The sequence below is a fragment of the Marinobacter sp. genome (genome assembly GCF_040882185.1).
Lineage (GTDB): Bacteria > Pseudomonadota > Gammaproteobacteria > Pseudomonadales > Oleiphilaceae > Marinobacter.
Genome location: NZ_JBBEBW010000005.1, coordinates 43,602 through 66,625 on the forward strand (window position 1 = coordinate 43,602; position 23,024 = coordinate 66,625).

Annotated in this window: 21 protein-coding genes; 6 read left to right on the forward strand and 15 right to left on the reverse strand. The window is 55.6% G+C overall.

Features of this window, described 5'->3' with window-relative positions:
* Positions 1-51: 51 nt before the first annotated feature.
* From WEB64_RS04700 to WEB64_RS04730, 7 genes are all read right to left on the reverse strand, one after another.
* On the reverse strand, positions 52-822 hold the full coding sequence (locus WEB64_RS04700) for a slipin family protein (RefSeq protein ID WP_368057543.1): 771 nt from the start codon (positions 820-822) through the stop codon (positions 52-54).
* A gap of 71 nt (positions 823-893) precedes the next feature.
* Positions 894-2,363: a nodulation protein NfeD gene (locus WEB64_RS04705; RefSeq protein WP_368057545.1), complete on the reverse strand. Its 1,470-nt coding sequence runs from the start codon at positions 2,361-2,363 to the stop codon at positions 894-896.
* A gap of 101 nt (positions 2,364-2,464) precedes the next feature.
* Positions 2,465-3,460, reverse strand: a complete 996-nt coding sequence (locus WEB64_RS04710; RefSeq protein WP_368057547.1) for a L,D-transpeptidase family protein — start codon at positions 3,458-3,460, stop codon at positions 2,465-2,467.
* Between the two features lie 72 nt (positions 3,461-3,532).
* Positions 3,533-4,102, reverse strand: coding sequence for a TMEM165/GDT1 family protein (locus WEB64_RS04715; protein WP_368057549.1), 570 nt, complete (start codon positions 4,100-4,102; stop codon positions 3,533-3,535).
* A gap of 225 nt (positions 4,103-4,327) precedes the next feature.
* Positions 4,328-5,719 (reverse strand): MDR family MFS transporter, encoded by a 1,392-nt coding sequence (locus tag WEB64_RS04720; protein ID WP_368057729.1) that lies wholly within the window; start codon positions 5,717-5,719, stop codon positions 4,328-4,330.
* A gap of 27 nt (positions 5,720-5,746) precedes the next feature.
* Complete coding sequence (slyA, locus tag WEB64_RS04725) at positions 5,747-6,172, reverse strand: transcriptional regulator SlyA (protein WP_368057551.1); 426 nt, start codon at positions 6,170-6,172, stop codon at positions 5,747-5,749.
* A gap of 137 nt (positions 6,173-6,309) precedes the next feature.
* Positions 6,310-7,608: an MFS transporter gene (locus WEB64_RS04730; RefSeq protein ID WP_368057553.1), complete on the reverse strand. Its 1,299-nt coding sequence runs from the start codon at positions 7,606-7,608 to the stop codon at positions 6,310-6,312.
* A 287-nt stretch (positions 7,609-7,895) separates the two neighbouring features.
* On the opposite strand from WEB64_RS04730, the gene WEB64_RS04735 reads away from it, so the two are divergent.
* Together WEB64_RS04735 and WEB64_RS04740 are read left to right on the forward strand one after the other, a co-directional pair.
* On the forward strand, positions 7,896-8,801 hold the full coding sequence (locus WEB64_RS04735) for a WYL domain-containing protein (RefSeq protein WP_368057555.1): 906 nt from the start codon (positions 7,896-7,898) through the stop codon (positions 8,799-8,801).
* Between the two features lie 179 nt (positions 8,802-8,980).
* A complete protein-coding gene (locus WEB64_RS04740; protein WP_368057557.1) occupies positions 8,981-10,615 on the forward strand; it encodes an ExeM/NucH family extracellular endonuclease in 1,635 nt (544 codons plus the stop codon).
* Positions 10,616-10,655: 40 nt separating this feature from the next.
* Here the strand turns inward: WEB64_RS04740 and queE are convergent, their stop codons facing one another.
* Both queE and queC read right to left on the reverse strand, forming a co-directional pair.
* The gene (queE, locus tag WEB64_RS04745) at positions 10,656-11,312 is read right to left on the reverse strand and encodes a 7-carboxy-7-deazaguanine synthase (protein WP_368057559.1); all 657 of its coding nucleotides are present in this window, start codon (positions 11,310-11,312) and stop codon (positions 10,656-10,658) included.
* Complete coding sequence (gene queC / locus WEB64_RS04750) at positions 11,312-11,989, reverse strand: 7-cyano-7-deazaguanine synthase QueC (protein WP_368057561.1); 678 nt, start codon at positions 11,987-11,989, stop codon at positions 11,312-11,314. The genes queE and queC overlap by 1 nt, the downstream gene beginning before the upstream one ends.
* Before the next feature lie 194 nt (positions 11,990-12,183).
* Here queC and WEB64_RS04755 point away from each other — a divergent pair, with 194 nt between their 5' ends.
* A complete protein-coding gene (locus WEB64_RS04755) occupies positions 12,184-12,708 on the forward strand; it encodes a hypothetical protein (RefSeq protein ID WP_368057563.1) in 525 nt (174 codons plus the stop codon).
* A gap of 50 nt (positions 12,709-12,758) precedes the next feature.
* Here WEB64_RS04755 and WEB64_RS04760 read toward each other — a convergent pair whose 3' ends face one another.
* Positions 12,759-12,995 carry a hypothetical protein gene (locus WEB64_RS04760; RefSeq protein WP_368057565.1) on the reverse strand — a complete coding sequence of 79 codons (237 nt, stop codon included), beginning with the start codon at positions 12,993-12,995 and terminating at the stop codon, positions 12,759-12,761.
* A gap of 649 nt (positions 12,996-13,644) precedes the next feature.
* Between WEB64_RS04760 and WEB64_RS04765 the strand changes: the two genes are divergently transcribed.
* Positions 13,645-13,917 carry a hypothetical protein gene (locus tag WEB64_RS04765; protein WP_368057567.1) on the forward strand — a complete coding sequence of 91 codons (273 nt, stop codon included), beginning with the start codon at positions 13,645-13,647 and terminating at the stop codon, positions 13,915-13,917.
* Between the two features lie 43 nt (positions 13,918-13,960).
* Here WEB64_RS04765 and WEB64_RS04770 read toward each other — a convergent pair whose 3' ends face one another.
* Positions 13,961-14,224, reverse strand: a complete 264-nt coding sequence (locus tag WEB64_RS04770) for a hypothetical protein (RefSeq protein ID WP_368057569.1) — start codon at positions 14,222-14,224, stop codon at positions 13,961-13,963.
* 188 nt (positions 14,225-14,412) lie between these two features.
* On the opposite strand from WEB64_RS04770, the gene WEB64_RS04775 reads away from it, so the two are divergent.
* A complete protein-coding gene (locus tag WEB64_RS04775) occupies positions 14,413-14,757 on the forward strand; it encodes a hypothetical protein (protein ID WP_368057571.1) in 345 nt (114 codons plus the stop codon).
* Here WEB64_RS04775 and WEB64_RS04780 read toward each other — a convergent pair whose 3' ends face one another.
* Positions 14,758-16,044 (reverse strand): serine hydrolase domain-containing protein, encoded by a 1,287-nt coding sequence (locus tag WEB64_RS04780; protein ID WP_368057573.1) that lies wholly within the window; start codon positions 16,042-16,044, stop codon positions 14,758-14,760. It lies immediately after the preceding gene.
* Between the two features lie 33 nt (positions 16,045-16,077).
* Positions 16,078-17,673, reverse strand: coding sequence for a diguanylate cyclase (locus WEB64_RS04785; RefSeq protein ID WP_368057575.1), 1,596 nt, complete (start codon positions 17,671-17,673; stop codon positions 16,078-16,080).
* 206 nt (positions 17,674-17,879) lie between these two features.
* Between WEB64_RS04785 and ybaK the strand changes: the two genes are divergently transcribed.
* Complete coding sequence (ybaK, locus tag WEB64_RS04790) at positions 17,880-18,350, forward strand: Cys-tRNA(Pro) deacylase (protein WP_368057577.1); 471 nt, start codon at positions 17,880-17,882, stop codon at positions 18,348-18,350.
* A 116-nt stretch (positions 18,351-18,466) separates the two neighbouring features.
* Here ybaK and WEB64_RS04795 read toward each other — a convergent pair whose 3' ends face one another.
* Both WEB64_RS04795 and WEB64_RS04800 read right to left on the reverse strand, forming a co-directional pair.
* Positions 18,467-20,716, reverse strand: a complete 2,250-nt coding sequence (locus WEB64_RS04795) for an NADP-dependent isocitrate dehydrogenase (RefSeq protein WP_368057579.1) — start codon at positions 20,714-20,716, stop codon at positions 18,467-18,469.
* Positions 20,717-21,019: 303 nt separating this feature from the next.
* Positions 21,020-23,017 carry an acetoacetate--CoA ligase gene (locus WEB64_RS04800; protein ID WP_368057581.1) on the reverse strand — a complete coding sequence of 666 codons (1,998 nt, stop codon included), beginning with the start codon at positions 23,015-23,017 and terminating at the stop codon, positions 21,020-21,022.
* Between the last annotated feature and the right edge of the window lie 7 nt (positions 23,018-23,024).

Sequence of the window (23,024 nt, forward strand, 5' to 3'; positions counted from 1 at the left end):
GGCCGGTGCGAACCGGCCTTTTTTTATGGTTTTGTCCCGTTCTGAAATACGTTAATCACCTTTTTTATCCGGACTTTTCGGGGTCATGAACGACTGGATCATATCGACCGGCAGCGGGAATACGATCGTTGAAGCATTGCCGTTACTCATGTCAGCCAGGGTCTGGAGGTAACGCAACTGCATTGCACCGGAGTTAGCAGACATTACCTGGGCTGCCTCCAACAATTTTTCCGAAGCCTGCAGTTCACCCTCAGCGTGGATCACCTTGGCCCGGCGTTCACGCTCTGCCTCAGCCTGACGCGCGATGGCGCGAATCATTGATTCATTGAGGTCCACGTGTTTGATCTCTACATTGGCTACCTTGATGCCCCACTCTTCGGTCTGGGCATCGATAATCTCCTGGATATCGGAATTCAGTTTATCCCGCTCTGACAGCATTTCATCGAGATCATGTTTACCCAGCACCGATCGCAGAGTCGTTTGAGCCAACTGGCTGGTGGCCGAAGCAAAATCCTCTACCCGGATAATCGCACGCTCCGGGTCAACCACGCGGAAATAGAGCACCGCATTCACCCGCACCGTTACGTTGTCTTTTGAGATAACATCCTGACTCGGCACATCCAGTGTAATAACCCGCAAGTCGACTCGCGTCATTTGTTGGATACCGGGAATCACAAAAATCAGTCCCGGGCCCTTGACGCCCTGAAACCGACCCAGGAAAAACAGCACGCCCCGTTCATACTCCGGGAGAATGCGGATTGCTGACCCGAGGATCAGCAGCAGAATCACTACTGGTGCAAGATAGGGAATCAGTCCACCCATTTCGAACGCTCCTTTGTTGTTCACCGCAACGAGTTATGGCTGAACAAACAGGTCTTGCCCAGCTTAATCAACTACGCCGAATTCTCTCCGGTAACCGACCGGTCGACGGCTACCTTGACCGTCAGACCCTCCACATCAATCACCTGCAATACCTCACCCTGAGTCACCTGCGAGCTGCTGATAGCGTTCCAGCGCTCACCCGCCAGGCGCACATAACCAACGAAGTGATCCTCCCGCGGAGTAAATGTCTCCAGAGCAATCGCGGTCTCGTGAAGAGTCTGCTCTATGCCGCTGACGGGCGCCCGTTTGCGCAGCCCTACAAAGCGGGTCACCGTCCATAAAATAAAGCCGCCTGCAACTGCGGCTGTACCGCCGATCACCGGCCACGAAATACGCTGGTTGGTGCCATCCATCAGAATGATCGAGCCGACCACGAAAGCAACGACACCGCCGATTCCCAGCACGCCGAAACTCGGCATAAAGGCTTCCCCGACGATAAAGGCCAGGCCCAGGAGGATAAGAGCCAACCCGGCGTAGTTGACGGACAGGACCTGAAAGGCAAACAGGGCAAGCACCAGGCAAATGGCGCCGATAACACCCGGAAACAGATTGCCGGGACTGGCCAACTCGAAGATGATGCCGTAGAAACCAATAATCATCAGGAAGTAAGCGACGTTGGGATCGGTGATCACTGACAAAAGGCGGGTTCGCCAATCCGGATCTGCGCGGGTCAGAACCAGATCCGAAGTACGGAGTTGCCGCGGGCCATCCGCCATTGCCACGGTGCGACCATCCAACTGGACGAGCAGGTCATCCAGGCTGGTGGCAATAATTTCAATCACGTTTTGTTCCAGCGCTTCGCGAGCACCCAGGTTCACGGCCTCCCTCACCGCCCGCTCAGCCCAATCGGCATTTCGGTCATGCCGGTCAGCCAATCCCCGAATGTAACTGACCGCATCTTCCAGAACCTTACGCTCCATGGCAGATCCGCCCCGGCGCTTATCGGCATTATCGCTGGCCGGTTGCTCCGAAGATTCGCTTTTTTGGTCGGGCGAACGGTTGCTGTCTTCCTCTTGGCTGGAGTTGTCCTCAGGCGCACCAGGAAGCCCACCCATCTGAACGGGCGTGGCAGACCCGAGGTGCGTCGCAGGGGCCATAGCGGCAACATGGCTGCCATACAGTATATAGGTACCTGCACTGGCTGCACGGGCACCCTGGGGCGATACGTAGGTAACAACGGGAACAGAAGAGGCAAGCATGGCCTTGATCATGCTGCGGGTAGATTCCAGCAAGCCGCCGGGGGTATCGAGTTGCAGAATTACGAGCTCGGCCGCTTCCTGTTCAGCACGCTCCAGGCCTCGCACCACATAGTCCATGGTTGCTGGCCCCATAGCGCCGTCAATGCTGAGCACCAGCCCACTGCGGTTGCTATCCTGGGCAACGACGAGATTGGCAATGGCTACCATCAGCCCGCTCAACAACAAGACCAACAGGAGCCAAGGGCGCTTGTTGTGACGGTATGTTTTGGGTAGCTCACGCATATCATCAGCCTCCCCGAATCCAACTCTGCTTGGAGGTGTCGCTATTAAAGTCATACGAACACCAACCACAATCAGAGCTCAACCGCTTGCACGGCTATTGCCTAGAATAACATCCTGACCGGCTCCTCAGGGTGTTCAGCGGGCCGCTCATTAGCAGCGATACCGCTCGGCTTGGGCTCTTCCGCAGCAACCTGAGTCAGCCGCTCTCCAATCATACGCGGTATGCCGTCGGCCTGATCCAGAGCCAGCTCAATCGCCCGTCGCTGAATTTCAAGCCCGGGCCTGTTGAGACGGAACTGTTCAAGCTTCTCGCTCACCGCCCGCCAAAGACGGTTTCTGGTGTCCTGATCGTACTCTTCAAAAGGACGGTGGACTTCCAGCCAGACTTCGTTACCCTCCATGCCGATCTTGACAGGCTGATTGACTACCTGCACCGGGGTGTCTTTTTCTACCTCGTAGACGAACCGCTCGATATCCTCGTTGTACATACGGAAACAACCGTGACTGACCTGCATCCCCACACCAAACTGTTTATTGGTGCCATGAATCAGGTAGCCCTTTTCACTTAACAGCAGCGCATGGGACCCTAAAGGGTTGTCAGGTCCCGGGGGAAATACCCGGGGCAGATACTCATCTCTGGCCTCGTATTCGGCTCTGACACTGGCGGGTGGATACCAGGCTGGCGACTCCAGCCGCATGGTGACCCGAGCATCGGTCAGCGGGGAGGGATTATCCTCTGTTCCAACGCCCACCGGATAGACACTTACCCGTCCTTCATGAAAATAATACAGCCGATACTCCGCGAGGTTGATTACGATCCCCTCGCGCTTCACATCTGGCAACACATAGCGCTGTGGAATGGTTATTTGGGTATCTTGTCCCGGTAGCCATGGGTCTACACCGGGGTTGGCTTTCACAAGCTCCAGGTAACCCAGACTGCGCTGGTTACCAATGCCGGCAAACGTATCCTCGTAAGCCGTCTTCACCACCGAGAGCTTACCAACCAAGTCGCCGTCCACCTGCCACGAGGGGACTCTCGGCGCTTTTCCGTTTTCATCACCATAACCAGGCTGAGCCACCAGCAACAATACTGCCATTACTGATAACCAAGTCTTGCCGATACACTGCATAAGGTCTATTCCAGTCACTCATTTGACCCGGGCGAACCATCAAACCGGTTGATAGACCGCCCATACTGTTACGAGCGCCAGCACCATAAAGAGAATGCTTGCCGAAATCCTCGCGGTTGCCAGCGGGACTTTATCCATTAACCACTTACCCGCCAGTATAACCGGTACGTTTGCTGCCAGCATACCAACGGTTGTACCGACAATCACCCAGAAGGTTTCATCGTAGCGCGCCGCCAGCACCACCGTCGCGATTTGTGTCTTATCTCCGACCTCAGCGATGAAAAACATCACCGTAGTGGCCATGAAAGCCCCAAGCCCCAGTAACTGCGAGTCTTCAGCGTCATCTTTATCGGGAATCAGCAGCCATAATGCAATCGCAACAAAGCTGATCGCCACCAACCAGAGTAACACGGTTTCCGGTATCCATTGGGCAACCCAGGCGCCCAGCAGGGCAGAGAGGCCATGGTTCAGCAGTGTGGCCACCAGAATTCCGAGAATAATCGGCGTGCGATGACTGAAGCGGGAAACAAGGAAAAGCGAAAGCAGCTGGGTTTTGTCGCCAATCTCAGCGATAAAGACTGAGATGACCGAGGCGAAGAGAGCGTCCATTACAAGGTTCCGGGGCGGACATTCAGACAAGAGACAATGTCACTCTCCGCCCATCGGAAGTGGCATTGTCTCAGGTCTTGTCAGTCCGCGCCGCTGGCTGGACGTGATGGCCATGGGGATGTGCCCCAAGTATGTTGACCAGCACCCTTCGGCATGATGAGAACCGAATGGAGACTACTCCCCCGAGAGAAGCGCCATAATAGATAAGCTCTGGCAAAAAGGCAATTAACCGCGAATTCGCCACACCGGCCACACCGCCAGTAGGACAAACCCGGCTACCAGCCACCAGGCGGTGTGGAACGTCCCTATCGTCGGTAGCCCGCCCGCATGCTCACCGTACTCGAGCGTCAGGGCAACCAGGTTAATACCGTAGGCACCACCTAGCTGGCGGGTAAAGTTGATGGTACTGGAACCGTATCCAAGCTCATGGGTTTCAAGGGGGTTAAGCGCACCGGTAGACAGTGCAGGCAGCATAAAACCGAGTCCGATTCGACCGATAATGGCCCACAGCGCCAGCCAACCAAAACCGACCGTCAGATCGGATAGCGCAAACAGCGCGGCGGACAAGGCAAACATTGCCATACCAAAGGTAATCAGCAGTCGCGGGCTACGCCTGTCAGCCATACGACCGGCAATGGGAAACGTCAGGCCGAGCACAATACCGGCTGGCAACATCATCAAACCAGCATCAGTGGCAGAGAAATCAAGTGCGGTCTGGACAAACAGGGGGATTAGATACGTGGAGCCGAACAGGGCCAGACCGAGGGCAATTGCACCGATGTTGGCATACAGAAAACTCGGCTTACGCAGCAACTTTATCTGCAGTAGCGGATGCGGTGCCGAGCGCTCCCTCAATATAAAAAGCACCAGGGTGGTCGCGGCCACTAGCGCTCCGAGACTTATCATCGGAACATTACCCGCGGGCATTTGTAAGCGATTCAGAGCATCGAGACTGAACAGAATAGTTACTGCCAACAGCAGGAAGCCTTTCAAATCAAAGGGGTAGGACTCCAGGACAGCGACTGGCCTGGGCAGGAATTTCCACACCATGTAGACGCCGAAGAGTGTGACCGGCACTGGCGCGAACATCACAAACCGCCAATTGAGCTGATCCACTAAGACCCCGCCCAGCACTGGCCCGAGTGCAGGCGCAAGGATAACGCCCATGCCGTAGATACCCATAGCCTGGCCCCGACGCTCCTTAGGAAAAATCCGGAACACCAGATACATGGCCATCGGCTGCATTAAGCCGGCGAATGCACCCTGAGCCACACGAGCAGCGATCAGGGTTTCAGGGGTGGGGCTGAACCCGCCCACGATGGAGACGGCACTGAACATCAGCATCGCCGTGGCGAGGGTTTTGCGCAGGCCAAAATGATCCAGTAACCAGCCAGTGGTCAGCATGGTAATCGTCATGGCTGCGATAAACCCGGTCGCCAGCCAATGCGCCTGACCCTGGCCGATGCCAAACTCAGCCATTATATCCGGCAGCGCAACATTGACGATAGTGGCACTGAGCACGGTCGCTATGGTGCCCAGCATCACGGTGGCGACAGCAAACCATCGCCAGCGATCGCCGTAGCGGGAGCGCAGAGCTTCAAGGGAATGGTCGGTCAGGATAACCCCCCGGCGATATTGACCCCGTTACTTGAGACGGTCGCCGTTCACCATAATTTTGTTGAAAACGCTCAAAGCAACGTCGATATCGCTCTCATTGACGCCTTCCAGCATCTCGTCCCGAAGTTTTTTGGCGCGGGCATTAAGATCATCCATAAACGACTCACCCGCTTCAGTCAGGTGTAAACGACGGGCACGGCGATCATTCTGACAAAGCCGACGCTGGATAAGACCCTGTTCTTCCAGGCTGTCCAGAAGACGCACAAGAGTCGGATTCTCAATCGCCATAAGACTGGCAAGTTCGCGCTGGGTCAGGCCCTCGCCGCCACGCTGGAGATACACCATGGTGGTCCAGCGGGCCTGGGTTACACCGAGATCTTTCAGACGCTCATCCAGCAATTTACGCCACCGGCGGGTTACTCGGGCAACCGCGAAGGGAAACTGGTCTCTCATGGCTTCGTACTCCATACCGAATCTCTTTTTCATTGAAAGATGATTAACAGGTAATACTAGTAAGCTAATTATTACAATGAAAACAGAAAAGAAAGTGCAAACTAAATGAGGGAAAACCGAAAGAGGCCCGCCGGAGGTTAGCTGGCCTTCTGGTATTCCCCGTCCAGGCTGGCCGAGTCAGAAGCAGAGTCGCGATCGCCGTCATGGAACTCATCGTTACGAGGATCAATCTCAGCCAGCACTGTGGAAGCATCCGGCATGGTGGCGACAAAGTGACCCTGATCCGCAACCGGAATATCGTAAGTGGTACGAATGCGGTGAGTCGTAAACACCACCAGCATCACCAATACCACTGCGTTGCCAAGGAACAAACCCCTTGGGCCAAGCAGGCCCACGAGTTCAGCCATTACGATCGGACCTATCACGCTGCCTATGCCGTAACTCAGGAGCAGAGTCGCACTGGCAGCAACGATACGATGGTGCTCCATTCGGTCATTGGTGATTGCCACAGCGATGGGGTACAACGTGGCTGAAAGCCCCATAAACACTCCCACGGCCAGCATGAGCAGCCATAGATTTGACGCACCCAGTACCGCAGCAACCAAGGCCGAACCTGCGGCAACCAGTGCTACCCAGCACATCACGCGGCGCCGATCCAACCGGTCACAGATAATTCCCAATGGCCAGGCCAAAAGCATCGCTGACACAATCGCTGTGGCCATAAAAACGGAGGTTTCGGTAACGTTCAAACCGATCAGGGTGGCGTAAACGGGCCCCATGGCATAAAAGGAGCCCACCAACACGCCACAGATCAACGAGCCCGCAACACCGGATGAGGATTCCCGGAACAGTGTGAAAAACGACATCCGCTCCACCGTCTCAATGTGAGGTGCCTCCATCCGGGTCAGGGCCAGCGGAATGAGAGCCATGACCAGCAGAATGGCGGCAATAGTGAAAGGCGTAAAACTGGCCGGCTCGCCAAAGTTGACAATCAATTGGCCGCCAGCGGCGGAGAGATAAAACACAATCTGGTAAACCGCGAACAGGGCGCCCCGGTTGGCATTGGTTGCCCGACTACTGAACCAGCTCTCGATCACCACCAGTACGCCAGCAATACTGAACCCGGACAGAGCCCGCAGAAATGCCCAGAACACTACGGAGATTGCCATCGGATACAACAACGCAGCGATGGCTGCCAACGCGGCAAACGCGGCGAACGCACGAATGTGGCCGACCCGACCAATAACCCTGTTGACGTACAAGGTGCCAAAAACGAAACCGATGGAATAACACACCAGAACCCACCCGATAGTGGCAGGATCGATCTCTTCGATGCTCATCCGGATGCCAAGCAAAGTCATCAGAAATGCGTTGCCACTGACCAGCAACACGATGCTGACAATCAAGGCTGATAACGAAGTGACCATTCGGGTCATCCGGCTTTACTCCAAACACGGGGAACAGAAAAATACCTGCCACGAACATAGCAGGCATAGGGTCGTTATGCCCAATCAGCTATTAGACCAGTCCGCACTCCCGAGTGCTATTACGCATATGCCGAAACAGGCCTGCCCGCAGCCATGACGGGCTTCCCGACCGAGGTTTCACATTGTTTTACATTAATGCGTCGTAACACACGACCCTATCCCAAAGCTGATAACATTAATTTTCCTGATCAGGGATTGCTCAGATTTTCGTCAGCCAACATGAAGAGCCCATCGTCATGAAGAAAACGGAATGGCCCATCCGCTGGGACTTACTACTTCGCTACCGCCTCATAGAGATAATTGCGTTGTGGGAAGGAAGGTTAACCACCAATCATATTTGTCACGGCTTTGGCATCGGTCGCCAGCAGGCCTCGAAGGATATCAATACCTATCTTCGCGAATTGGCACCAGGCAACCTGGTTTATGATCGCCATCTAAAAGGGTATGTACCGGCTCCACATTTTCATCCGGTGGTCACGCAGGGACATTCTGAAGAGTACCTTGACCTCATCGCCCGTAACGATGCACTCAGCCAGACGTTCGAATCGCTCGATATCGGCTTACCCAACAGCACGGTGCTGGCGATACCACGACATCTTGCGGAGCCTGCGGTAGTGCGCGCCGTAGTCGCCGCCACCCGTCAGGGGCGGCGTCTGGAAACCGATTACTTCTCGCTGACACAGCCACAAAGTGTGAAGCGTGTAATTGAGCCGCATACTCTGGTTTACAGCGGCCAGCGCTGGCATGTCCGCGGTTGGTGTGAGCAGCGTGGTGTTTACCGTGACTTTATCCTCAGCCGGTTCCGCGGCACCCCCAAAATCCTCAACGAACGGGGACGGCACACGGTGCACCAGGACGATGACTGGAACCGCCAGGTAACTGTTGAGATCCGCCCCGACCGTCGTCTTTCCGCTGAACAGCAGGCCATCATTGCCCTGGACTACGGCATGGAGAATCAGCGCCTGAAATTGCAGACCCGTGGGGCACTGGTCCGTTATCTGATTTCGTTAGTGGGCATACGTCCTCACGCGGTTGATCCAGACCCCCTGGTCCAGCAATTGGAGCTGGCAAACCGCGAAGCCGTGGCAGAGTGGGTTGGTACCCGCAAAGTCAGCCGTGAGGCGGTGGTAGAAAGCTGTTAATCTGAGGTAAATCAATCATACCCGGGTGCCCTATCTCCAGTTCACAATGTCGTCGCGCGCCTATACCGCCAGCCCTCGGGTACCTCTTTATTTTACTGGCCAGCAACGCCACAGCTACCGCCTGCGGCTCGGATAGCGTACCCATTGGCGAGGTTCAGGGCAGCGGGGAGGTCTCTCCCATGGTCGGTGAAACAGTCACGGTAGAAGGGGTAATGACGATGGACGCCCGTGGCGACGGCGGATTTCAGGGCTTTTACCTCCAGCAGGCCGATAACAAGGCCGACAACAACTCCCGCACCTCTGAAGCACTTTTTGTCTATACCTCCAGAACCGCCGGCACTCCGGGCCGTCGCATCCGTCTGAGCGGCCGAGTAAAGGAGTATCACGGCCTGACCGAACTCGTTCACATAACTGCTCTGAAAGACTGCGGCTCCGCTTCACTGCCAGAGGCTATCCAGGTAACGCTGCCCTGGCCTGACGGCACCTATCCCGAACATCTCGAAAACATGCACGTCAGGATCGCTACGCCGCTTACAGTCATTGATCACTACAACCTCGATCGTTACGGCGAACTCACCCTCGCCCCAAACCAGCAGTTCACCGCTACCCAGACGATGGCGCCAGGGCCCGAGGCCGTAGCGCTGACCCAGGAGCAGCGGGCCAGGCGGCTCACGCTTGATGATGGTCGTGGTCAACGGAATCCGAAACCCGTGCCCTATCCACCACCCGCTCTGGCACATGATCACACTGTTCGCGCGGGAGACCGCGTCCGCCACCTCCAGGGCGTACTGGACTACCGCTTCGGAAGTTGGCGGTTACAACCGCTATCCCCTCCCGAATTCGAGACCCGCAATCCGAGGCCTGAACCACCCGGGCGCCCGGAGACCAGCACTTTGCGCGTAGCGACAATGAACCTTGAAAACTATTTCAACGGCAACGGTAATGATTCCGGCTTTCCAGCAACCCGGGGAGCAGACAGCCAAGCAGCCCTGGGACGACAAACGGCGCGGCTGGTCGCCACCCTGACCGGGCTGGATGCCGATATTATTGCCGTGATGGAAATCGAAAACGATGGCAGCAGACCAGACAGCGCCATCGCACAACTCGCAGCCGCCATGGGAGAGAATTGGCGCTTTTCGGTGTCCGATCACCACCATCGGGACGTTATCCGTTCCGCCTTTCTGTTCAATTCTCAAAAAGTGCAAATGAACGGTGAACCACACATCATCACCACCGGACCTTTTCAGAATTCGGGTCGGGTGCCATTGGTACAGACTTTCCGGGTGTCACAAAATGGTTACAGGATTCGGCTGGTAGCCACCCACTTCAAATCCAAAAGCTGCCGGGGCGCAACAGGGCGAAACCAGGACCAGAACGACGGCCAGGGCTGCTTTGGCGCCACCCGAACCCGAGCCGCCGAAGCGATAATCGATTGGCTATCCAGGACGCCAGCGGAACCAGCGAGTGAGGCACTTACCGATAGCAGCGATGATATGGGCACTCTGATCACCGGAGATCTGAACAGTTATGCCATGGAGCCGCCGCTAACGCGTTTGCGCGACGCCGGCTTCGTGGATTTACTCAGGCACTTCCAGGGACTTGAGAGCTACAGCTATCGCTACCGTGGTGGCGCTGGCACACTCGATTACATTCTGGCTGATACCACCCTCAGACCGTATGTGATCAATGCCGCCAGTTGGTCTGTCAACGCCGATGAACCTGCGGCACTCGGTTACCGGAATCAGTCGAAACCGGTCCCGGCACCCTGGCGGTCGTCCGACCACGACCCAATCGTGGTGGACCTCGCATTCTGAACTGCGCCAGCGCGGTAAACGATGCGCATAGGGGGGTCTTCTAATCGATACCGATAAGCTTGTGCATCTGCAGAGTAAGCCGCCAACGCGGATTCGCCAGACAATAGTCAGTGGCCTTTCGGGTATTGCTCTGTTTCATCACATCCTCACCCTCCACCGGCGCCGTGGGCGAGGCCATGGGTGATACAAAATAATGGCTGGCCTCAATGTGCTCGAATGTTTCAGGCATGGCTTTGGGTTGAGGAAATACCACTTTGAGTTCATCACAGCGGGCGATCACCACGGGAGCATCCGCTTTCGGTGCGACGCACAGCCAATCGACCCCGGCGGGCGGCGGTAGCGTACCGTTAGTCTCTACCCCGACTTCAAAACCGCGTTGGTGAAAGCATTCAATCAGCGGTTCATCCAGTTGCAGCAATGGTTCTCCTCCGGTACAGACCACATAAGGTCGACCGGGAGCATCTGGCCAGAGGGCGGCAACGTGGTCCGCCAACGCCGTGGCAGACCCGAAGCGGCCGCCGTTCTGGCCATCGGTACCGACAAAATCGGTATCACAGAAATTGCAGACAGCCGTAGCGCGATCAGCTTCCCGTCCGTTCCAGAGGTTACACTTGCTGAAGCGACAGAAGACCGCCGCCCGACCGGCCTGGGCACCTTCACCCTGGAGCGTGTAGAAAGCTTCTTTAACTCGATACATCAGGCGTCACCGCTGTCTTTGTTCTCATAACGTAATGGGTCCTTGACGCCGTGGGCTGCAAAGGCTTCAAGCCGTTCAGCGCAAGAGCCACAGACACCACAGGCACGATCACGACCGTTGTAACACGTCCAGGTCTGGCCATAGTCCAGCCCCATGGCAATGCCCTCGGCCAGAATCCCGATTTTATCTGATCGGATATAGGGCGCTTCGACACGCACCGGCTCATAGTTGGCAACCCGGCAGACGGCATCCATTTTTTCAACAAACTCCGGGCGACAATCCGGGTAGATAGCATGGTCACCACCGTGGGCGCCATACCAGACAGCGACCGCGCCGGCGGTAACCGCATAACCGGTGGCAAGAGCGAGCAGAATCATATTGCGATTGGGCACCACCGTAGACTTCATGCTTTGTTCAGCGTAATGGCCTTCTGGCACCTCAATATCGTCCGTTAAAGCCGAGCCGGTCATGACAGTCTTTAGCGCTTTGATATCAATTACCTGGTGTGGAATGTCCAGATCTTCACAAACGGCTCGAGCACACGCCAGCTCGCGGACGTGGCGCTGCCCGTAATCGAATGAAAGCGCATGCACCCGGTAGCCTTCGGACCGCGCGCGATGCAACAGGGTGAAGGAGTCCATACCTCCGGAATAGATCACCACAACGGTTTCAGGCATAACGTCAAATACTCTTGTCTGAAGGGCTCACAGAGCCAGGGCGGTTCAAGGGGGCACAGCATACCTGCCTGCTCCCACGGAACTGTCATACAACCAGTGGACATATTGTAACAGTGCGGTGACAGGATAGGTTCGCGTCCTCCATGATAGACAGTTACACTTTGCCAACAGCAAACTTATAACTACCGTGTGGTATGACCGTTCAAACCATTCCTGCTTTTATAGATTTTGAAGCCTCCAGCCTCGATCTGATCACCAGTTACCCGATCGAAGTGGGTGTCTGCCTGCCCGATGGTTCACTTCACAGCTGGCTGATTCGCCCCCATGTGTTATGGCTAGACTGGTCTGAGAGCGCTGAACTGGTGCACGGCATCGCGCGCACGACGTTGGAGCGGGAGGGTCTCGAAATCAGTGAGGTCACTCATACTCTCAATGAATTGCTGACGGGGCAGGTTTTCTGTGACGCCTGGACATTTGACAGCTTCTGGTTACACCGTCTGTATAAGGCGGCCAACATGAAGCCATCATTCCAGCTTGAGTCTGTTTCCATGCTGCTCTCGGCACCTGAGGTCCAGCGCTGGGCAAACATGCGGCAACACATTATCAGCGAGCTTGGACTGCCGATTCACCGGGCTGCCAATGATGCTCTTATACTCCAGCGAACCTGGCAGGAAGTCACCCTCGAATCCCGTTCAGGCGACCAGGCTAACGTGGTCTGATTGGGAGCCTGCACATTGTCTTATCTCGGCGGAACGTCAACGACCGTTCGTTATAAATGGTTCGCTCTTGCTCGTTGCGCCAGCACCTCAATGCCGTCCCTCACAGTGCTCAGGGTCCAGTAGGTAACAAATGCCATCAGGGCCGCGCCGACGGCAGTGAAAGCAAAATCAGCTCCGACGACATGGCTTTTTGCCAAGACCATATAAACGGTAAGTGCAATGATGAGAATGGCTTCAATAAACAGGTGGGAACGAAGCTTGATAAAAGATCCGGATTGATCGGACATGGTGTTCGGTTTTGACCTCTTTTCGACTATTGATTAGTTTGCGCATTATCGCCAAACCCAGCCAGTCTGGCTGTACGAGCTAGCCGCTACGAAGTTTCCGAAACATACCCCCGCCTACATTCAAGACAGAAAATTCAAGCAAAAAAAAAGCGCAGACCAATCGGGGTGCGCTTACAAAAAGGAGATATCCACACAGCAACCAGCGGAGGAGCAGGTTACTGTAGTTTGCACAACGTAAAACACGTGACAGGACGAATTATCTTCGCCCGCGAACGCCGCGTCTGTAGGGGTTTGCCGAGATTTGCAAAAATTGTTATTAAGAGGACACTGAATAGGTGTGGTGTAAGCAAAGGTTCCGCTATTTTCAAACACCCGATCAGGCGATACACTATTTTTTAAGTTAAATGAGACCCGAGATTTTATAGATGACGATAAACCCGTTCAGACATTTGAGTTACCAGACAATTTACCGAAAAGCGCCCGGCCAGATTGGTCAGCGTATGCCGGTAATGGCTATCGATAACTAACGGCTTTCGGTCAATGCCCGGGAGCCTATGAGCGACCGGGTACGCTTCTCGCGATTAACCCCGGCGCATCAGGTTCCGGGGTTTTTTGGTTTTTGCAGTCGCAAAACGACGAGGAGATGATCATGAGAAGACAAGCCACCGCACGAGCAGCAAACCAGCCCGGACCTCAACGAACCGGTCCCGTCCGCCGTCCGGAGAAACTGCCTTTGCTGGATGCGATCTGCAAGAAGCTGAACCAGCGGGTTAACCTCGATGATGAACAGCGGGTACTGGGTGTCTATGAACGTGGCTGGATTCTGAAGGGCGTATTGGGCAATCCCGATGGCGCGGAGGCTCGCTATGTAAAAGCGTTGGCCAACCGCTACAACTCCTGGATTGCCCGCCAAGTCGCATGATGCGGTGTTTAAGTCCGGCAAGGAGGCCTGGGGCCCTGAATGTTCACAGAGCCCTGCGGTCTTCCATGCCCCACTTGTTCATAAAGCCTTTTTTGCGTTCGATCATGCGCTCGTAAGTGGCAATGATAATGGCGGCATGAGGTGCTTTGGTCAGACGAAGTGACTCGATGCGGCGTTCAAGTCGGGCAACTTCAACACTGAGACGATGATAAACGTGGGAACGAACACTGTCGTGCTGGTCAAGATTTACAGGGGTATAGCCAGAAGGCCAAGTGTCGAGGCGCGTATCCATACTGGTCTCATCCATTGAGTTGTCCTTTTTGAACTGGTACTGCCCTGTTAGCCAATTCGAAGCGGAGAATTCTGCATGACCGTCAGACAAAACGCAATAAACATGAACAGATATTCATACTATCACGATTGAGGCCCTGGCTACCCGACGCTCCAGGCCCTGCTATAGTTCCCTGAAAGATCACATAATCGAAGGGGAAACGTATGCACCAGACCTCCGTCGCGGACACGCTAAGAGAGTATCTTTCTTTACTGGAGTTGCTGGACGATGCGTATTGGGAGGCCGGGACCATTGCCCACAAGGACATGCTCTACGACATCATCAGCATTTTCAGCCAGGAAGTGGCAGAGCTAAACAAGCTGAGTGTGATGGATCACCATTACCCTTACGAAGTCATCACCGAAGGTATCCGGAGAGTGGTCCCCAAACTCGAACGTCTGGACGACTTCCGGGAGGAAGTCATCCAGCGTACGCAAACCCTGACCGATTTCAGAGACATCCTTTCCTCAGTACTCGGCATTCTTGAAGAGCAGCTCCGTACGGTCTGATCACGCCGCCACCAGGGGTCTCTGATTTTCCGGCCTGAGCGGAAACTCGCGACAGACAGTATAAACAAACCGGGCCAGCGCGGGTATCTGATGGGCAAATATCGGTAAGCCTGTATTCAACAGGCTCACCGAAATATCACGGGCCGAATCCGCCCAACAGAATTTATTGATCAGCCCCACGTGGCCAAACGCGTGCCGACTTTTCTGACCCCAGAGCCCGACCGGGTTACCGCCCAGCATCAGGCCCGCGCTAAATCGCATGGGAATCATCATGGTGCGGTCTATCTGAAGGGAGCCGTATTGCTGAATGGCACGCCGGATGGTCATCGGGTCACAAATCCGCTTGCCCTCCCAGACCCCGCCGTTAAGCATCATCTGGAAGAACCGACCCATCTCCTCGGCAGTGCCGCACAGGTTCCCCGCAGGTATAACAGCCTCCTGAAACCGGGGGTCGTTGACTACTTGCTCAACGGTTCGTATGTCGCCCCCCAGCGCCCGGTTTACAATCCAGGAAACCGGGAAGCGCGGAGTAGGGCCCGTAGCATAGGTAAGGGCCAATTCATGGACCTGGGCTGGCGAAATCCCGTAGGTGAACCATTTCATTCCCATGGGCTGGCGGATATGAGTATCGAGAAAGGCTTCAATCGACTCTCCGGTCACCTTCTCAAGTACCCGCTGCAACACGTAACCGCCGGTAATGGCGTGATAGGCCACCCGCGTACCGTCTACCTCCACCGGTTCCGCTTCGCAAAGCAGGCGCCAGATTTCTTCTTTTTGCCAAAGCACATCAATGGGCGTGCCCCGGGGAATAGCCGGAATTCCGCCACGGTGGGACAGTATCTGGTGAATGGTAATCGTGCGCTTGCCACCCTGGGCAAACTCCGGACAATAATAGGATACCGGGTCCAGCAGATTGACTCGACCCTGTTCTACCAGAATGTGGATCAGCAGGGCGGTTACCGCTTTGGAGGCGGAGAAATAACAGACCGGGGTTTCGGTCGTCATCGGCACTTTGACCGCGTCCGGGTTATCCCGCGGACCGTTACCGGCAGCGTGGCCGATCGACCGATGCAGGATCTGCTCACCCCGGTGGCGGACTGAAAGCTGCATTCCCGGGTGTGTACCAGTCTGGTATAGCCGCTCCACACTTCTCCAGATGGCGTTAACAGACTCTTCACTGACGCCAACAACGGCCGGATGTTCGCCCGCCTGGTCCCAACATGTAATGGAGTCCAGATCCTGGGGCACGGCACAGGTATTCAGAGCGCGGCGGGCAAGTCGGTTCATCAGGTTACACCTTGGCGTCATAGTATTGGATGATCAAATTATTGTTCTCTCGGTTTCAGTGTTTTCGCCTTCAGTGGCTTGCGCCACACAAACCTGATTGCGACCGTTTTCCTTGGCCCGGTACATGGCTTTATCCGCCATATCATTGAGCGCATCTGCGGTCTGGCCATGGTGTGGGAAAACCGCGATGCCGATGCTAACGGTTAGCCTGACATCGGCCACTCCTTCCAGCGCAACCGGATACTCCGCCACCAGCTGGCGCAGCCGCTCAGCCGCCTCCCAGGCTTCCGCGCCATCCATCTCCGGCAGCAAAATCATAAACTCTTCGCCACCGTAACGCCCAAACGCATCGACACTACGAATCCCTTGCGACAGTCGCTTGCACACGGCAGTGAGAACCGCATCACCCGCTGGATGGCCATACTGGTCGTTTACCTGTTTGAAATGGTCAATGTCGATCCACAGCAACGCAAGGCGCCGGTTATAACGCGCTGCCCGGCTGACTTCCTCCGACAACAGACGATTCATCTCCCGCCGGTTAAACAAACCTGTAAGGGTGTCATGAGCGGCAAGCTCGGACAGCTCCTGTTCGAGAATTTTACGGTCCGTGACATCCAGAATGATACCTTCAAGCATCAGGTCGTCACCATCCTCCACGGCCCGACCGCGCTCCCAGACCCAAATCACCTGGCCGTCTTTCCGGACCAGCTGGTATTCGAGTGAAAACGCCTCAGCCGAACCGATCGCTTCTTCCACCAATTGCACAGTTCTCTGGTTATCCTCGTAATACATCAGACCCGCAAATGCGATGTCGCGGTTGTCTATTAACGCGTCCGGCTCGTAGCCAGTCAGTTCCCGGCATCCGCTGGAGACAAACTTCATGGTCCAGAATTCATCGTACAGGCAGCGATAAGCCATGCCGGGTAGATTATCCATGAGCGTGGTGAGCTGCCGCTCCCGATCCTTCAGACTCTCCTGCGCCCTTCGACTGTCTGTGACGTCGAGACCAATCGCGATAGCGCCCACCAACACGCCGGCTTCGTTATGGAAACAGCGGGAGTTCCAGCGCATCAGGCGCTCTTCACCACTGCGGGTCCGGATGCTCGTCTCAAAATCATCCACCTCCCGCACCCCCGCCAATATTTCCACGACGATATCCTGGATCGTCGACCGGTATGACTCATCAGGGTACAGCCATTCCCAGATATCACCCTTGCCCTGCAACTCCTGCTCCGAGTACCCACTGATCTTCTCAGCAGCCTTGTTCCAGAGAAGCACCCGGGACTGGGGATCCAAAACGTTAATCCAGATGCTAGCGTTATCAATCACGTTTTGTTGAAACTGGCTGAGCAGCTGAATTTCTTCTCGTTGATGGTTCTGCAGGGATAATTGGGTACGATCATGCCTGAACTGGCGTCGCAGCGAAAAAAACAGCACTAGCGCGGTTACGAAAATGAAGGCCCCGCCCTTATAGGTCTGCACATCACCGAGCTCATCGGCATTGTCTACCCAACGCTCGACAGCCACATCGGAAACCATGATCCACATCAGGCCAGCTATCAAATAGCTCAACACTACCCAGAGGGATCGCCAGAATGGGCTGGTACGTCGACCGTTTACATTAAGCATCTACAACTGTCTCTTGAGCCTTGATCCAATGGGGCACGTATCGTCAGTGAGCAAACCTTGAGCGAAGTTCGATTACGTCTGTCCTAACCTTAGCCAGATGTAGTGGATAGGTCGAGGTTTCAATCCTTTATACACTCTGTAATTCCTGATTTGGCGACGTTGTTCTATAATTTCCGAACCACTCCATCATGCAGGGAGACCATGTGATGACACCCGCCATTAACGCTGCGACAAACGCCGGGGTCAGCCACAAAATTCACAAATACGAGCATGATTCCGCCGCCGAGTCCTTTGGTCTGGAGGCCGCGGAAAAGCTCGGATTGGAGCCTGGGCGGGTGTTCAAGACACTGGTTGTGACAGTCGACGTCGGGGAAATGCTGGTGGCTGTGCTGCCCGTGTCTTCAACGTTGAGTATGAAGCTGGCGGCCCACGCTATTGGCGGCAAGAAAGCCGCCATGGCGGATAAAAACAGCGTTCAACGTTCTTCGGGTTATGTGCTTGGAGGTGTCAGCCCACTGGGGCAAAAGCGGCCGCTGCGAACCGTTATCGACAGTTCAGCCCGGCAGTTTGAGACCGTGTTTGTCAGCGCGGGGCGCCGGGGTCTTGAACTTGAGCTTACTCCCGATGATCTCGCCCGCCTGACCAACGGCCAGTTCGCTCACCTCCAGCAGCTCTGATTTAACAACCCGGATGCAGGCAGACTGTTATACGAACACCCTCTGACAGACCCAAAGCCATAACCAAAAAAAGCCCGGCGGGCCAGGGGCCAGCCGGGCTTTCTACTCAGGTCAGGTTACTTCACCTGATCACGGGCTTCCGCGAGAATTTTGTTGAAAGTCTCGCTCGGCTGCATAATCTTGCAGACCTTTTCCGTTGAAGGATGGTAGTACCCGCCAATATCCGCTGGCTGACCCTGGATCACGCTCATCTCTTCCAGAATCCTGTCCTTGTTGGACTCAAGTTGCTCCGAAAGCTTGCTGAAGAAAGTTTTCAAATCCTTATCTTCGTCCTGGTTTGCCAGTGCCTCAGCCCAATAACGGGCGAGATGAAAATGACTGCCGCGGTTATCAAGCTCGCCGGTCACGCGCGAGGGAGACTGGTTATTTTCCAACAGCCGCTCGGTGGCCTTGTCCAGAGTCTGGCCCAACAGACGGGCGCGCAGGTTGCTCTGTTTTTCGCCCAGCTCTTCAAGGGACACCGCAATGGCGAGGAATTCACCCAGCGAATCCCAACGCAGATGGTTCTCTTGCAGCAGTTGCTGTACGTGCTTGGGTGCAGAACCGCCAGCGCCTGTTTCATATAAACCACCGCCTTTCAACAAAGGCACGATGGAAAGCATCTTGGCGCTGGTGCCCAGTTCCAAGATCGGGAACAGATCGGTCAGGTAATCCCGCAGCACGTTACCCGTGACAGAGATAGTGTCGAGGCCACGGATCAAACGCTCCATGGTCCAGCGGATAGCCCGTACCGGAGACTTGATCAGCATGTTGACATCCGAGGTGTCGTGATCCTGAAGATACATCTCAACTTTCTTGATCAGTTCGGCATCATGGGGACGCTCGTCATCCAGCCAGAACAGCGCTGGCGTTCCAGAGGAGCGGGCGCGATTGACTGCGAGCTTGACCCAGTCACGGATCGGCAGGTCCTTGGTTTGGCAGGCACGCCAGATGTCGCCTTTTTCAACCTTGTGTTCCGTCAGAGTGTTGCCGTCTTCGTCAATAATCCGGACTGTGCCGTCTTCAGGAATCTCGAAGGTCTTGTCGTGGGAGCCATACTCTTCCGCTTTCTGCGCCATCAGGCCTACGTTCGGCACTGTACCCATGGTGGTCGGATCGAAAGCGCCGTGGGTCTTGCAGAAGTTGATCACTTCCTGATAGATCGTGGCGTAGGTGCTCTCCGGCATCACCGCCTTGGTGTCTTTCAGCTTGCCATCCCGGGCCCACATTTTACCGGAGTTACGGATCATGGCAGGCATGGATGCGTCTACGATGACGTCGCTCGGTACGTGCAGGTTGGTGATGCCCTTGACGGAATCCACCATCGCTAGCTCAGGACGGTGCTCGTAGCAGGCGTGCAACTCCTCCTGGATTTCTTCCTGCTTGGACTCCGGCAACGTCTTGATCTTTTCAAGCACGCTAGACAAGCCGTTGTTGGCATTTACGCCCAACTCATCGAACAGGTCGCCATATTTGTCGAACAATTCCTTGTAGAAAATCTTCACCGCGTGACCGAACACAATCGGGTGGGAGATTTTCATCATGGTTGCTTTGACGTGTAATGAAAACATCACACCGCTGTTCTGACAGTCATCCAGCGCATCTTCAAAGAACTTGCGCAGCGCCTTACAGCTCATGAACATGCCATCGAGCACTTCCCCTTCCAGTAGCGGGAGTTCGGCTTTCAGAATGGTCTGCTCACCTTTGGCATTCTCAAACACAATCCGCGCGTTGGTCGCCTTGTCGAGGGTCAACGACTGTTCATTGGAGTAAAAATCGCCACCGCGCATGTGGGCAACATGAGTGCGCGACGCCGGGCTCCACTCACCCATGGTATGTGGGTATTTACGGGCAAAGGCTTTGACGGCAGCGGGCGCGCGCCGGTCAGAGTTGCCTTCCCGCAGTACAGGGTTAACGGCACTACCGAGCACCTTGGCATAACGGGCCTTCGCGTCTCTTTCTTCGTCGCTCTGAGCGTTCTCTTTGTATTGCGGAACCTTATAGCCCTGAGACCGGAGCTCCTTGATCGCTGCCTGCAACTGGGGAATGGACGCGCTGATGTTGGGCAGCTTGATGATGTTGGCTTCCGGGCTCTTGGTGTAGTCCCCCAGCTCGGCCAGGGCATCCGGCACTTTCTGGTCTTCTTCCAGGTGCTCGGGGAACGTCGCCAGAATACGGGCTGCCAGGGAGATGTCACTGGTTCCGAACTCTATGCCCGCGGGCTTGGCGTAAGTTTCCAGAATCGGCAGAAGGGAACGTGTCGCAAGTGCGGGCGCCTCGTCCGTCAGCGTGTAGATGATTTTGGTCTTGGAATTAGAAGTAGGCATTTTCGTCCTCTGGCAAGGTGTGAGTTCAGGACGGTCAGCACATTCTCTGGCGTCTTGTGAACATCAGAGTTAAGCACGGACTGATTACGAACTTATGAGAAGAGAGTAAAGATACCAGTTTTTGGCCCATCTTGATTAGGATATTAGTCTAAAGTCTCAGGAATTTTACGAATCCCACTACAAAAATATTAACTCTTTTCCTGTAAATGCCAGTTTCAAAAGATGATGGAAAGAACCGCAGCATTCCCCGGGCGCGGTTAGTCGTCCGGAGAATGTTACGCGTCTCTGCCTGCCGTGGCTGACTCAGGCTTCCTTTGCTGCCAGCAACCCGGCGGCCTGCAGCGTACCCTGAATAGCGTCCAGTGCTTCCGGGTTAGCCAGGGCGTCGCGGTTGTCACTGCGGGCGGCGCCATTCAACAGTCTGGCAACCGCCAGCTCGACTTTTTTTCCACTTCGGGTATAGGGAATATCCTTGACCACCAACACGTGTCGCGGCACATGGCGGGGGCTGGCACCCTCCCGAATACGGACCTTCAGGTTCTTGATGACGTCGTCACTGAGCGAGTCCCCGCTGGCGGGCACCACCAATAACACGACCTCAACATCACCCTCAATCTGCCGCCCGACCACCAGGCTGTCTTTTATCGCGGCCTCGGTCTCGACCTGACGGTATATTTCCGCGGTGCCAATACGCACACCACCAGGATTGAGGGTGGCATCAGACCGGCCATAGATCACTGCGCCGCCATGTTCAGTAAACCGAATAAAGTCGCCGTGGGCCCAGACGCCGGGAAAGGTCTCAAAATACGCACTCTGGAAACGTGCACCGTCAGGATCGTCCCAGAAACTGACCGGCATGGAAGGCAGCGGTTGCCGACAGACCAGCTCTCCACGACCACCGTCGAGGGCTTTGCCTTCTTCATCAAAGGCCACCGCATCTACACCCAGTAACGGACACTGAATTTCTCCCCGACGCACCGGCAACGTCGGCGTGCAGCCGACAAAACAGCCACAGATATCCGTACCTCCGGCGATCGAACCCAGCAGCACGTTCGGTGCCCCGGCTGAATAAACCCAGTCATAATCTTCCGGCAACAGGGGCGAACCGGTGGAGAACAGCACTCTAAGGGACTCAAGATCGAGACTGGTCGCCGGGGTCAGTTCGGCTTTTCGGCAGCCTGCAAGAAACCGTGCGCTGGTACCAAAATGCGTCACTTTCTCCTCAGCAACCCGCTCCCACAAACTGTTGAGGCTCGGATAACCCGGCGAACCGTCAACAGTGACCACGGTAGCTCCGGTCAGCAGGGCAGAGGCCTGCCAGTTCCACATCATCCAACCACAAGTGGTGAAATAGAGAAACCGGTCACCGGGGCCCACGTCGCCGTGGAGCATCATCTCTTTGGCATGGTTGACCAGCAAACCCACTGCGCCGTGAACGATGCACTTGGGTTTGCCCGTAGTGCCGGAGGAATACAGGATGTACACCGGTTGGTCCGGCGGCAGCGGGGTAAACGATGGCGCCTGGCCAGCGCCTTCCGCCAACGCAGCCTCCCAGGGGGTTACCAGCGGGCCGGCCAGGGCAGGCTCATCCGGAAGTTGCTGCACGCTTACCACGCAACGAAGACTATCAAGGCCCGCCACCAGTTGTTCAAAATCCGCCTGACGGGCGAAAACCTTGCCGCCATAACCATACCCATTGACCACAATTAACGCGGTTGGCTGGATCTGGCCGAACCGGTCAAGAATGGCGCCGATACCAAAATCCGGTGATGCCGAACTCCAGATCGCACCCAGGCTGGTGGCCGCCAGCATGCCCACCATGGCTTCATAACCATTGGTGACCACACCCGCAACCCGATCACCTTGTTTGATACCGTTGCCACGTAAAAAAGCTTCCAGGGCACCCACGTCGGATTTTAACTCACCGTAGCTGCGGCGTAACACTGGCCGGGTCTCACAGTGAGCGACGATGGCTTCAACGTTTGCACCATTGCCCTCTGCCAGACGCAACAGGTTGCCAGCAAAATTCAGCCGCATTCCCGGGAACCATTCGGCCCCCGGCATGGAACGCTCGCCCAGCACCCGCTCCGCGGGAGTATCACAACGCAACCCGCAGTAGTCCCAGATACTTTGCCAGAATGACTCGAGTTCGGTGATCGACCACTTATGGAGCGCGTGAAAGTCGGCAAACGGGCCTTTACCCTGTGCTTCGAGCCAACGCTGATACTGCCCCATTTGGCTGTTGCGAAGAATATCGTCTGTCGGATTCCAGACCACCGGGGCCTGCTCTGCGTTTTCCATCAATTGC